The sequence below is a fragment of the Blautia intestinihominis genome, assembly GCF_040096655.1.
GTDB lineage: Bacteria > Bacillota > Clostridia > Lachnospirales > Lachnospiraceae > Blautia_A > Blautia_A intestinihominis.
Window position 1 is genome coordinate 20965 of sequence record NZ_JBBMEI010000002.1, and the last position, 12921, is coordinate 33885.

Consider the following 12921-nt stretch of genomic DNA (forward strand, 5'->3'; position numbering starts at 1 on the left):
GTTATAACCTCCACAGCAAGATTTAATAGATTATCAATTCTCTGCGAATAATTGATCATATACAATCAGAGAAACAATGGTTATCCTGGATTTCTGCATCGAAAAATCTTTCTTCTCTTATATCCGATGCTAATAAACTAACCCGAGGTCTGCTTCACTGCTTACCTGATTTGATCAAAACCCATAATTTTACATAGATTTTGCATTACTCTGCATTTGCATTTTACAATTTCTCTTTATAATGAAAACAAATCAAAAAAACAACTGCTTTCATTAAGAAATGAGGGATTACAATGTATAAGACTTTATGGAATCATATCAAAAAAAATACAAAGAAACATACTACCGCATCCGTTTTTCTCCCTGTTCTGGTGCTTGGATGGACAGTGATCGGACTTCTTGCTGGTGCTCTGATCTGTCCGTTCCTCCAGGCGGCTGTGCTTGTCAAAGCAACAGTTGTTCTTTGCACCGGTGGATATGCGGGATTGATCTTCGGATTCTTCGGCGGTATCTTCTATATCTATCGCGGTACTGTAAAAAAATCTCACACTGCTGTCAATTCAGTACCGTCCATTTCCTTCAGATAAGACAACAAAACACACCTGCAAGCTGCCCTCTGTGGCAGCTTTTTTATTGCCCGCATGTCAAAAAGAAAAACCATCAGTGATTCCATTCTACGCTCATCCCAATGCCACATCCAGAACCATCATCAGTGAAAATCCCACCGCAAAGAAGATCGTTCCGATATTCGAATGCTCTCCCACAGACATTTCAGGGATCAGTTCCTCGACAACAACATAGAGCATGGCTCCTGCCGCAAAGCTCAGAAGATACGGCAGTGCCGGAACGATCAGCCCGGCTGCAAGAATTGTCAGCACTGCTCCGATCGGCTCCACGATTCCTGATAACACCCCGCCGACAAAAGCTTTTGTTTTTCCCATTTCTTCAGAGCGAAGCGGCATGGAGATGATCGCACCTTCCGGGAAGTTCTGGATCGCAATTCCAAGAGAAAGTGCCAGCGCTCCCATCATGGTGATCTGCGCTTTCCCTGTCAGATATCCGGCATAGACTACGCCCACCGCCATTCCTTCCGGGATATTGTGAAGTGTGACCGCAAGCACCAGCATGGTCGTCCTCTGCTGACAGCTTTTTGGTTCCTCTGCCTGGTCACTGTGCTGATGCAGATGCGGCACGATGTGATCCAGCATCAGCAGAAAAAGTACCCCTATCCAAAAACCGATCAGTGCCGGAACAAATGAAAATTTTCCCATTTCCACTGACTGATCGATCGCCGGGATTAAAAGGCTCCATATCGAAGCCGCTACCATCACCCCTGCTGCAAAACCGGTTAGACACCGCTGCACATAGGCGTTGAGATCTTTTTTCATAAAAAAGACGCAGGCGGCTCCCGCCGAGGTACCTATGAACGGGATCAGTATCCCGTAAAACGCATTCATATCCATCACTTAATTCCTCCTTATTTATATTTAAGTTAGTTTTATTTAACTTTATTCATAAACAGTATAACCACATGCCATACTTTATGCAATTGCTTCTTTTTTATTGAAAAAATTTATTGACAACACACCGTGCATTTGTTATAGTAGGAAAAATCTGATTTTAAGCAAACTACGTGAGGGAGTAATTTGCACGAAGGAACGTGTGATTTGTCAACATACTGGTATTTTGTACCTGGCAAATCTTAATGAATGAGACTCATGTATGCAGCAAAACAATACATACAGCGCTTTTGTACGTCTGTACTGTTCTGCTGCATACATGAGTCTTTTTGCGTGTTCAGATACTTTCTTAAGAAAAAAGGAAAAGGAGATTTTGTTATGGCACTCGTTATTGAACTATTTTTGTTAGGTGTTGGGCTTTCTATGGATGCTTTTGCAGTTTCTGTCTGTAAGGGGCTCGGTATGAAAAAGCTGAACAAAAAACAGGCACTCATCATCGGGCTTTACTTCGGCGGATTTCAGGCATTGATGCCGTTTGTCGGCTGGCTCCTCGGCAGCCAGTTCCAGAAATATATCACAAGCATTGACCACTGGATCGCATTCATCCTGCTTGGCTTCATCGGCGGCAAAATGATGATCGAAGCAGTCCGGGAATGGAACGAAGAGGAAGTTGTCGATGTCATGGACGCACCGATCGACCACAAAAACATGCTTGTTCTCGCTGTCGCAACCAGTATTGACGCACTCACTGTCGGAATCACATTTGCTTTCCTCGGAACTCCGATCGTAGAAGCGATCACCATCATCGGGATCACAACCATGGTCATCTCCATCGCCGGAGTTGTTGTTGGAAACTTCTTCGGAAGCAGATACAAGAGCAAAGCTGAGTTTATCGGCGGCCTGATCCTTGTTCTCCTTGGGCTCAAGATCCTTCTGGAGCACCTCGGTATCCTGGTTTTCTGATGAAATAATAAAACATCTGCACTGTGCAGAACAGCCCTGCTTCACGCTGTCACACATGAAGCAGGGCTGTTCTTTTTTATATTGTGGAGGCACTCATTTTATTTTTCCAGTACAAGGGTCTCATACGGTTCCAGTATGATCTCGCCACCATTCTCGATCTCATACTCTTTTTCATAATTTCCCAGAAGTTTATGGTAAGTTTTCCACTCCGGTTTCGCCTGGAGTACGATTTTTCCACCGGTCAGGTTGTTGAATACGACCAGTTCTTCCTCTTTGTAATTTCTCTTATATGCAAGCACATCTGCATTTTCTCTCTCAAAAAATTCAATCGTTCCCTCAGAGATCACTGCTTTCTCTTTGCGGAGTCCGACCAGTTTCTTATAGAAAGAGTAAATAGAATCCGGATCCTGCATTTCTTTTTCCGCATTGATTTCTTTATAATTATCAATTACAGAAATCCATGGTTCCGCTTCTGAAAAACCTGCATTTACATCTGCCGACCACTGCATTGGAGTTCTACTGTTGTCTCTGGATTTTGCTGCAAGGATTTCCAGTGCTTCCTCCTTTGACTTTCCTTCTGAGAGAAGGATCTCATAATAGTTCAGACTTTCCACATCACGATACTGGGAAATATCGCTGTAATGAGCATTTGTCATTCCAAGCTCTTCTCCCTGATAAATATAAGGAGTTCCGCGCATCATATGAATCGTCAACAGCAAAAGGATCATGACCGTCGAAAAAGTAACTGAGATCGATGAAAAATATCTCGACCTGAATATCCGGGATTACAACTGTGTCGCTGTCGTCAGCAGCCAGACGTATAACAGTGACGGCGTAATGTTTGAGTACACCCAGTCCCGCCACCGCCCGGATCATTTCCGTTTCTATGATAATGCGGTGAGAAAATAAAATATTGACGTAAAGTACATTGACATTTCCTGAAAAAGCGTTTATTATATATAACATATTTATTTAGTATGTTTATATGGTTTTTGTTTGATTAAGGAGTGTGATCTCATGAATATCTTATGCTTTGGCGATTCTAATACCTGGGGATACAAGCCGGATAAGACCGGACGCTTTGATGAAAATACAAGATGGACTGCTCTTCTTCAGAAGAAGCTTGGTCCAGAATATCATATTATAGAGGAAGGACTTTGCGGCAGGACTACTGTCTTTCAGGATGAGCTCCGCGAGAGCCACCGGGGGCTGGATATGATCGGTGTCACTGTGGAAATGCACAATCCTCTCAATCTCGTGATCATCATGCTCGGAACGAACGACTGCAAGACCCGCTATGGTGCATCCGCCAGTGTGATCGCCCGAGGTCTGGATCAGGTGATCCGTAAAGCACGGCTCAATGCATCTCAGCACTTTGATCTGCTTGTCGTCTCTCCGATCCATCTTGGTCATGGTGTCGGAGAAGCGGATTTTGACCCGGAATTCGATGAGAGATCTGAGGTCGTTTCCAGAAATCTCGCAAATGAATACCGTAAAGTTGCACTCCAAAATCATGCTGCTTTTTTGAATGCCGCTGATTTTGCTTCTCCAAGCACTATGGACCGTGAACATATGGATGAAGTTGGACATGCTGCACTCGCTGATGCTATTTATGATAAGATCACTGCACTTGAGAAGGGACTTGCAAATGTGATCTGAGATTACTGTTCACCTGTAATATCCCGCAAATGAAAAAAGAAGAAGATCAATCTCTTACCAGAACCATTTCGGCAAAGTTTGATCTTCTTCTTTTTTCTTATAATATGTACTGCAAAAGCCAGCAGATAAACGGCAGTGTCACAATGCTGCATATCGTCGTCACGAACACACCGCCCAGTGCATAGTCTCCATCTGAGCCAGCGCTGTTTGCCATCATAACTACAGAAGTCATCGCCGGCATTCCTGCGATCAGAGCCATTGTCAGATGGATCTCATCTGAAATCGGAAACAGATTCAAAATCCCGTACATGATGACCGGGATCAGAAGCATCTTGACCAGTACGATTCCGTAGAGGGCAAGTTCTTTTATATATCTGCGGATATCGATGCAGGCAAAGACACCTCCCACATAGATCATGGCAAGTGGAGATGCTGTCGCGCCTATCTTCTGCAATCCTGTATCCAGAAGCTGTGGGATTTTAATTCCTGTTACTACGAGAAAAAGCGCCGCAAAGATCGCCACCGTTGCCGGATTGACCAGTTTCCGCGGATCAAACTTGCCTTTTCCACATGGAGTGGTCAGTTTTACTCCTATTGTCCACAACATAAACTGGTCGATCACGGTAAATACTGAAACATAGAGGATTCCATTCTGTGGAAAAATACTCGTGATGATCGGGATTCCCATGAAACCGACATTTCCAAACAGAAACATCGCCTGGTAGATTCCCGCCTGGTCGCCTCCCAGGTGAAATATTTTTGTCATTCCCAGACTTATGATGAACGTGCAGATATAAAACACTGCTGCGATCACCAGAATAGATAAGGAATGAAAAAGTGTATCCCGCTCCACACCGTCTATGATATTGACAAAAATCATCACCGGCAGTGCCATCTTGATCACAAATCTTGAGATCGGATCAAGAGTTTCACTGTTCAGTACTTTTGTTTTTACCAGGATCATGCCTGCCAGAATGTAGATCACAAACAGGCCGATCTGCTGAAGCAGGATCTCAAGCGTATTCATTTGTTTTCCTGCTTTCCTTGTACTTCGACAAAATCAGAATAACTGCGAAGGTGATCATTTCAGATGCCAGGAAGGACAGCCATACACCATTCATTCCCAGAATCCTGGAAAGTACGATCGCACAGATTCCGATCGCGATCGCACCTCGGAGCAGAGAGCCGATGATTGCCGGACGTGGGTTTGCTGTTGCGGAAAAATATGCAACGAGCATGATATTGACTCCTGCGAACAAAAATCCCAGGAAGTATAACCGAAGACCTGTGTGTGCATATTCCAGAAGAAGCTGGTTGTTTTCACTGTTGAATACTGCAATAAACGGATCTGTAAAGGTCCAGACCAGTGCGACCATGACGATTTCTATTGCTGCTGCGCAGGTCAGTGCCCAGCGGAGAAGTTTTTTTACATCGCCAGATGCACCTTTGCCGAAGCTTTCGCTGATCAGAGGCTGCGCGCCCTGTGCCATACCGTTCATGATCGCCATTCCCACAAGCGAGAGGTTTGCTACTACTCCATATGCAGCAACTCCGGTGCTTCCAGTAAGTCCAAGGATCAGCATATTAAATATGAACGTGATCACTGCGGAGGAAATTTCGCCCACAAACGCGGACACGCCAAGCTGACAACAGGAGATCAGATGCCGCACGGACAGTTTTTTCCATTTGAAACCGATGTTGCATTTTTTGCTGAAATAATGCGTGGAACATACCAGCATCGTAACACACGGACAAAAAGCAGTTGCCAGCGCCGCACCGGAAAATCCAAGCCCTGCCGGGAAAATAAAAATGTAATCAAACACGATATTGAAGGCACTGCCGGCAAGGGAACCTGCCATTACGGTTGAGGTTGCATAATCGTTTCGTGCAAATGCGGTAACGGAATAATTGCACATAAAAAACGGTGCAAAAACAAGGACGATCCGCAGATAAGTTTTGCCAAGCGCGATCAGCTCTGCATCTGCTCCAAGGAGCGCCAGAAATTTATCCGGGAAGAAAATCCCGATCAGCATAAATGGAATGCTGAAAAGTACCGCCCAGCTGATCGACTGTGTAAAATAATGATCCGCCTCTTCACCTTTGGCTCTGCGGATCCCGTATCTCGTCGCAGAACCAATCCCGATCATGGATCCTATTGCGAACATGATTCCAAAAACCGGCAGGATCAGGTTGAGGACTGCCAGTCCATTTGCTCCTGAGCTGACCGATATAAAAAAAGTGTCTGCAAGAATATACACGGATTGCCCCATCATACTTGCTACACTTTGGAAAACATATTTTGTAAATTTTTTTAGCATAATTTTTCTCCATTTCACAGACTGTCCTCTGCATTATAGTAAAAAGTTCTCGAAAAGACAATAGACTTTTCAAGAACTTTTTATATTCAGCGTTTCCTGCCAAGTTCCCAGAATGCTACGGCACTTGCGGCTGCTACATTCAGGGAATCGACGCCGTGTGACATTGGGATCTTTACTGTGTAGTCACAGTCTGCAATGGTCTGAGATGCCAGACCGTCTCCTTCTGTGCCGAGAACGATGGCAAGTTTTTCTTCCGCGAGGAGTTTCGGATCATCGATGCTGAAAGAATCGTCACGAAGTGCCATTGCCACGGTTTTGAAGCCAAGGTTCTGGATCGATTTCATTCCTTCTTCCGGCCAGGAGGATTTTTTGTCAAAATATGTCCACGGAATCTGGAATACCGTTCCCATGCTTACGCGGGCGGCTCTTCGATAGAGCGGGTCACTGCACCCGCTGGTCAGAAGGACCGCATCCATATGAAGTGCCGCTGCGCTGCGGAAAATGGCTCCGATATTTGTCGGATTCACGACATTCTCCAGGATTGCGATGCGGCTGGTATTCTGGCAGATTTCTTCTACAGACGGAAGACGGCGGCGTTTCATGGCACAGAGCATGCCGCGTGCCAGTGCGTAGCCGGTCATTCCCACAAGGACATCATATTCTGCTGTATAGACCGGAATTTTCGGATATCGCTCCAGGATCTGCTTCGCCTCACCCTCCAGGTCTTTGTGCTCAACCAGAAAAGAAAGCGGCTCATATCCTGCATTTAATGCACGTTCGATCACCTTCGGACTTTCCGCAATAAAGAGCCCTGGTTTTGGTTCATAATACCGCAGAAGCTGCACTTCCGATATCCGTGCGTATACGTCTAATTCCGGTACGGTGATGTCGTTGATTTCGATTATATTGTTCACGGTGTTCTCCTATTTATTATCAAACGTAATATTTCGGATCATATTCCGGTTGATAAGCTGTGTGCCTTTCTTTGGTGTTTCGACTTTGACCCACTGGGCATCTGCCTCGACGAATCTGCCCTTGATCGCACCAACTTCGTTAAAAAGACTTACTACACAATCCCGTCCTACATACTGATCTAACATCGAACCGCTCATATCCTCATACTCCTTTTCACTATCAATGATTGTAATAAAATTCTGTGTCTGCTGCATTGCTGACATCACCGTCAGCATATTCAGATTATTGATTGCTACCATTGTAGCCGCATCCATCGCCGTCACCCCACAATTTCTGATAAGATATCTACTTCCTGTACTCTTCTATTTTACAGCTATGTTCCTGTGTTTTTTTATCATAATTAACTCCGACAAGCAACAAATTTCCATGATATTCTTCAAGGCTCTGACAATATTCTCTTTCCTTGATCTGTGCGATAGCACCGACTGCATCTTTGTTCCATTTCAATTCTACTACCAACGCCGGTTTATCTGCAAATCGCTTTCTTGGAATAAAAACCAGATCTGCAAAGCCCTTTCCACCAGAGAGTTCCCGATGAACTGTATAAAAATTCCGCGCGGCATAAAGTGCAAGCGAAATCGTATAACTTAATGCATTTTCATCATTGTACTGAATATGCGAAGTCTCAAAGTGTGCCTGCCGAATCCCCTCCGCGACCTGTTTTTCACGTCCCTGCCAGATTGCCTGCAGGGTATCTGCTGAATTTTTGAGTGCTTTCGATACTTCTCCCCAATCTGATACGGATACTGCATTCACATATTCTGCCCGGATTTCATCATTAGGAATAAACACAGATCTTGCAGAATAATGATACCCCAAATATCCAAGGTGGATCAACAAGGTCAAAACATCGTCTTCGGTACGGAAAGTTGTCATATCATTTGTAAAACTTCCAGTATTTACCGGAACTTCCTCTCCGGCAAGCATGCTCAGGATATCGTCTCTCAGTCCTTCAAAGTTCATATCAATATAAATCTGCAAAGCCTCAAACGTTTCTGTCTGGTTCCAGTAATTTCCCAGCTTTCCAAGCCTCATACAGCTGACTACAGATTTGGGGCTGTATACAGAAGAAACTTCCTCAAAAGAATATCCATCATACCAGTTTCTGATCTCACTAAGTTCCATATGATACTCTTCACAGAGTTTTTTTACTTCCGCTTCTGTAAAACCAACATAAGAAGCCAATGGTCCCGGGTCTATCATAGAAAATTCATCAAACATATTCAGCGCACTGTGTGTGCCATATTTTTTGATAGGAAGAATCCCCGTCATATATGCAAGATGGATATAACTTTTGTCTTTGATCAAATCACGCAAAAAATCCAGATATTTCTCCTGTGCTTCTTTGTCATTCTTAAATTCTCGAAAAATGCAATCCCATTCATCTATAATAAGAATAAATGGGCATTTACTTTCTGCATAAATATCCTGCATGGTCTCTGCCAGATCTTCCGGATCAAACAACTCCACATCCGGATACAGTCTTGCAAGTTCTCGGATCACTCTCTGTTTTATTCTGGTAAGCAGTTCCTGCACATTAGAGCTTCGGCTTAAAAATTCCTGCACGTTAAGAAAAATTGTATCATATTTATTCAGATATCTGGTAAAATTTTTGTCTTCCGCAATTTCCAGACCTGCAAATAACTCTCTGGAATCACAGCCTCTGCTGTAATACGCAGTCAGCATATCTGCCGCCATAGATTTCCCGAAACGTCTCGGTCTACTGACACAGACATATGCCTGCATGGTATTTATCACACGATTTGTATATTTTATCAACCCTGTTTTATCCACATAAATATCAGAATTTACAGCTCTCTGAAACTTACTGTTATCCGGATTCAGATAATTTCCCATTCTGGTGCAGTCCTTTCTTGCTTTTTGTTTTATCTTACCACAAAGCCGTGCTGGATTCTATGATTTGTGAAAAAAATACAGACCCACAATTTCTGCGGATCTGTATTTTAATTTTTTATTCGAAGGTTCCGGTAAATTTCCAGACCATATCCGGTTCTTCCGGGAGATAAGTTACGTTTGGACGCCAGGTTGCAATAACTTTGTCTTCTGAATTTACCCACAGACAATATTCTTCTTTATAGGAAGTATTTATAAGTCCTACGGACAGATACAGTGCTTCTGCATCCATTGCATAAGCCACGCTGTGATATCTTTTTGTAAAATCAGATGGGTAAAGATCATTACATTTCCATGCTTTGTAGCCAGCATAAAGCACTTTCTGTTCGCCGTCGATCACAGCTTCAATCTTAATTCTATATCCCTCTTTCGTAAGCACTGCGCTCTCGATCTTTCGTGGATTTTCTGTAAAAAGAATCTTGCGGTCAAATAATCTTGCAACCTCCTGTCTGGCAGTTCGAAATGCACCTTCCGGCTGTACAAGTGACAGGCTGTTTATCTTGGCCCGAAGTGCTTTCTCTGCTGCTTCCAGCTGTTCCTCTTTGCATGGTTCAGAAACTGCTTCCTTTATATATTTCAGACAGATATCTGCGGCAAGATATTCTCTCGCACCTGCTGTGATTCCAATTGCCACCGGAAGATCACGGAAACAGATCAGATACTGACCAAATGCTCCCTCGGCCGCAAAGATTTCTTTTCCTGCTTTTATGTGATAAGCATAATGTGTCAGTGCTTTCTTTTCATCTCCCGGAATTTCTACTCTCGGTTTTCCCATTTCTTCTATCCACCAGGATGGTACAAGCTGCCCGCCTTTCCAGTTTCCTTTCTGAAGCAGAAGCTGTGCCAGTGCGGAAATCTGCGGCGCAGTCAGATACATTCCCCATCCGCCGGTATTGTGTCCTTCCGGACTTGTCAGCCAGTTGATCCTGCCTGCATGGTAAGCAGATCATAAATTGTAATATCTTCCAGTGCTTCATCATACGCCGCCGGTAACTCTTCTCTCACATAATCCAGAAGATGATCTTCCAGATGAAGTTTTCCTTCGTCTACAGCAAAACCAACACAGATACTGGTTCCGATCTTTGACAGGGAATGCATCATCTGCGGATCATTCAGTGAAAAAGGTGCCCAGGCTCCTTCCAGAACAGTCTCGCCTTTGTAGCGAGCAGATATACTGTGCAGTTCAACTGTATTCTCAAGTTCTTCCAGCATTTCTGCCAGTTTTATTGGATTAAGTTCAGTTCTTGTAAATGTATCAGTCATTTTTCTCCTCCTCAGACGGCTGCCAGATAGATGTTTCAATACGGATACCGCCTTTTTTAAGATGGAATTTATTTTTGCTCCAGGCATCCGGATATTTCTGCAGAAGACGTGAGATCGCATATACAACTGTTACGTTCATAAAAAATGTGATCACCTGGAAAATATTTGTGATCGTTACGATGCTCATATCAAAAATGATCGGAAGCAGTACTACGATCAATGTGTATGTATAGATCAGAAATGGTGCACCAAAACGATTTTCCTTCAGGATTCCTTTTGGAAGCCAGCCATCCTTTGCAGCCTGTGCGATTGGATATCTGACATCATTGAATACTCCGTTCAGTGTTGTGATGATTGCCATAATCGGTCCACCGATCATAAAAATCTTGTAGACTACGGACGGCAGGATTGCCTGTGCTGCCGGAAGAATCGTCTCTACACCAGCCACCTCAACTTTGCTCTTAGAAGAATATTTTATCGTAGTTTTTGTTTGTTGTAAACAGGCCGCTTAGAGTTGTCAAAACAGGACTGCCATATGGCAGCCCCTGCTATCAAAGTTCTTTTATTTTATCCCGCAGTTTCTCGGCGAAATCACAGTTGAGTTTCATAAAAAGTTTCTGTTCCTCAGGTGTCCAGGTATCGTAGATCGTGTTTTCGATCTGGATGACTTTGTAGACGGTGTCTTCCATCAGTTTACGGCCTTTTTCGGTGAGGAAGACCATTGTATTGCGGCCTTCTCCTGGGGTAAGGTAGAGGAGGTCTTTCTGCTCCATCTTGCGGATTGCTGAATTTACGGTGGATTTTGTCAGGCAGGCTTCTTTGTAGAGAACGCTCTGGTTGCAGCCTTCCTGATGAAAATTAAAAACATACAAAATCCAGAATTCACTGTCTGAGAGATTCATCTTGAGTGCAGACTCATGGTAGGCACTCTGCATCAGACCTTCAATATAAACCCATTCTTTAAATCTTGATTCCATGAACTACGCCTCCCATCAAATATAACCGTATTTTTTCCTGTTGCGCATCAGGAAGAAGATCGACAGGATCAGTGCAAAAATTTCTGCCGCGATCACTGCATACCAGATCCCATATGGTCCGAACAGGATCGGAAGTACCAGAACACAGATCACTTCAAAAATCAGCGTTCTTCCAAAAGAAATCATCGCGGAAGTAAATCCGTCGTTCAGTGCCGTGAAGAACGATGAGGCATAGATATTATATCCTGAAACAAGGAAGGAAATGGAATATACGGCAAATGCATAGGTTGTCATTTCCAAAAGTTCCGTATCGTAGCTTACAAAGATCATCGACAGCGGTCTTGCCAGAAGTTCTGCCGCTATGGTCAGAACTATGCTCATGACCAGAATGATCCTGAGGCTTTTTTTGAAGAGATTCTTCAGTTCGTTTCTGTTTCCTGCGCCATAATGGTAGCCTACGATCGGTGCGCTTCCCATCGAATAGCCGATATAAATAGACAGAAAAATAAAGTTCACATACATGATCACGCCATATGCCGCAACACCATTTGTGCCGAGCATTCGCATCAGCTGCCAGTTATACAGCATATTTACGATTGACATAGACACATTTGTCATAAACTCGGAAGCACCGTTTGTACAGGCTTTTGTGATCGCACGCAGATCCATATGTGTTTTTCCAAGACGAAGTTTACTGCTCCTTGACATGATAAAAAAGGTCAGTGGTACAATGCCGCCGATCGTCTGGCTGAGTGCTGTAGCAGATGCGGCACCTGCCACTCCCCATCGAAATACTGCGATAAATAATGCATCCAGCACGATGTTTAACACACCAGATACCAATGTTGTAACAAGTCCAAGCTGCGGACGCTCCGCTGTGACAAGAAAACTCTGAAATACATTCTGAAGCATAAACGGAACAAGGGCAAGCATCAGGATCCTGCCGTAAGTCACACAATATGGGAGCATTTCGGCATCTGCACCCAGAAACTGCGAGATCGGTCCGACAAAGATCTCACCAATTACGGTAAACAGAAGTCCCAGACCGACCAGCAGATAAACAAGCAGAGAAAAGATCTCGTTCGCTTTCTTCTTATCGCCAACGCCCAGAGTGTAGGCAACGAGGGCACTGCCTCCGGTTCCAATCATAAATCCGACCGCACCGAAGATCATCAGGAACGGCATGACAATGTTGACCGCAGCAAAAGGCTCTGCGCCGATAAAGTTTGAGATAAAAAATCCATCTACAACACCATAGATGGAGGTCAGCACCATCATAATGATGGATGGGAATGTGAAGCGGAGCAGTTTGCTGTAAGTGAAATGCTCCGATAATTCAATATGCATAAAAATCCTCCTGATATAAAAAATGTACGAAATCGTACTTGATAG

General features: G+C 43.9%; 15 protein-coding genes and 1 pseudogene. 4 read left to right on the forward strand and 12 right to left on the reverse strand.

What is annotated here, in order from left to right:
- Nucleotides 1-293: 293 nt before the first annotated feature.
- Complete coding sequence (locus WMO75_RS01075) at nt 294-587, forward strand: hypothetical protein (RefSeq protein ID WP_118698498.1); 294 nt, start codon at nt 294-296, stop codon at nt 585-587.
- A 93-nt stretch (nt 588-680) separates the two neighbouring features.
- Here the strand turns inward: WMO75_RS01075 and WMO75_RS01080 are convergent, their stop codons facing one another.
- Nucleotides 681-1463, reverse strand: a complete 783-nt coding sequence (locus WMO75_RS01080; RefSeq protein WP_022213833.1) for a ZIP family metal transporter — start codon at nt 1461-1463, stop codon at nt 681-683.
- 375 nt (nt 1464-1838) lie between these two features.
- Between WMO75_RS01080 and WMO75_RS01085 the strand changes: the two genes are divergently transcribed.
- On the forward strand, nt 1839-2423 hold the full coding sequence (locus WMO75_RS01085; protein WP_118698497.1) for a manganese efflux pump MntP: 585 nt from the start codon (nt 1839-1841) through the stop codon (nt 2421-2423).
- Between the two features lie 98 nt (nt 2424-2521).
- Here WMO75_RS01085 and WMO75_RS01090 read toward each other — a convergent pair whose 3' ends face one another.
- Complete coding sequence (locus WMO75_RS01090; protein WP_227221959.1) at nt 2522-3151, reverse strand: alpha-amylase family glycosyl hydrolase; 630 nt, start codon at nt 3149-3151, stop codon at nt 2522-2524.
- Here WMO75_RS01090 and WMO75_RS01095 point away from each other — a divergent pair.
- Nucleotides 3129-3332, forward strand: a pseudogene (locus tag WMO75_RS01095) (UTRA domain-containing protein); the annotation flags it as partial. The gene WMO75_RS01090 and the pseudogene WMO75_RS01095 overlap by 23 nt on opposite strands.
- 108 nt (nt 3333-3440) lie before the next feature.
- On the forward strand, nt 3441-4082 hold the full coding sequence (locus tag WMO75_RS01100; RefSeq protein ID WP_227221960.1) for a GDSL-type esterase/lipase family protein: 642 nt from the start codon (nt 3441-3443) through the stop codon (nt 4080-4082).
- 97 nt (nt 4083-4179) lie between these two features.
- On the opposite strand, the gene WMO75_RS01105 is transcribed toward WMO75_RS01100, so the two are convergent.
- The 10 genes from WMO75_RS01105 to WMO75_RS01150 all read right to left on the reverse strand — a co-directional run bounded on the left by WMO75_RS01105 (nt 4180) and on the right by WMO75_RS01150 (nt 12876).
- Complete coding sequence (locus WMO75_RS01105) at nt 4180-5109, reverse strand: AEC family transporter (protein ID WP_227221961.1); 930 nt, start codon at nt 5107-5109, stop codon at nt 4180-4182.
- Nucleotides 5096-6400: an MATE family efflux transporter gene (locus WMO75_RS01110; protein WP_173905172.1), complete on the reverse strand. Its 1305-nt coding sequence runs from the start codon at nt 6398-6400 to the stop codon at nt 5096-5098. The genes WMO75_RS01105 and WMO75_RS01110 overlap by 14 nt, the downstream gene beginning before the upstream one ends.
- An 86-nt stretch (nt 6401-6486) precedes the next feature.
- Nucleotides 6487-7314 carry a TrmH family RNA methyltransferase gene (locus tag WMO75_RS01115; RefSeq protein ID WP_227221962.1) on the reverse strand — a complete coding sequence of 276 codons (828 nt, stop codon included), beginning with the start codon at nt 7312-7314 and terminating at the stop codon, nt 6487-6489.
- A 9-nt stretch (nt 7315-7323) separates the two neighbouring features.
- Nucleotides 7324-7614, reverse strand: coding sequence for a hypothetical protein (locus tag WMO75_RS01120; protein WP_147399624.1), 291 nt, complete (start codon nt 7612-7614; stop codon nt 7324-7326).
- 46 nt (nt 7615-7660) lie between these two features.
- Nucleotides 7661-9232, reverse strand: a complete 1572-nt coding sequence (locus WMO75_RS01125; RefSeq protein WP_227221963.1) for an AAA family ATPase — start codon at nt 9230-9232, stop codon at nt 7661-7663.
- 115 nt (nt 9233-9347) lie between these two features.
- Entirely contained in the window at nt 9348-10166 is an 819-nt protein-coding gene (locus WMO75_RS01130) for a hypothetical protein (protein ID WP_349077487.1), read from the reverse strand.
- A 35-nt stretch (nt 10167-10201) separates the two neighbouring features.
- A complete protein-coding gene (locus WMO75_RS01135) occupies nt 10202-10552 on the reverse strand; it encodes a serine hydrolase (RefSeq protein WP_349077488.1) in 351 nt (116 codons plus the stop codon).
- Nucleotides 10545-11000, reverse strand: a complete 456-nt coding sequence (locus tag WMO75_RS01140; protein ID WP_349077489.1) for an APC family permease — start codon at nt 10998-11000, stop codon at nt 10545-10547. Before WMO75_RS01140 ends, WMO75_RS01135 begins: the two co-directional genes overlap by 8 nt.
- Before the next feature lie 103 nt (nt 11001-11103).
- Entirely contained in the window at nt 11104-11529 is a 426-nt protein-coding gene (locus WMO75_RS01145; protein ID WP_022213822.1) for a MarR family winged helix-turn-helix transcriptional regulator, read from the reverse strand.
- Between the two features lie 15 nt (nt 11530-11544).
- Entirely contained in the window at nt 11545-12876 is a 1332-nt protein-coding gene (locus tag WMO75_RS01150; RefSeq protein ID WP_118251818.1) for an MATE family efflux transporter, read from the reverse strand.
- Nucleotides 12877-12921 lie beyond the last annotated feature (45 nt).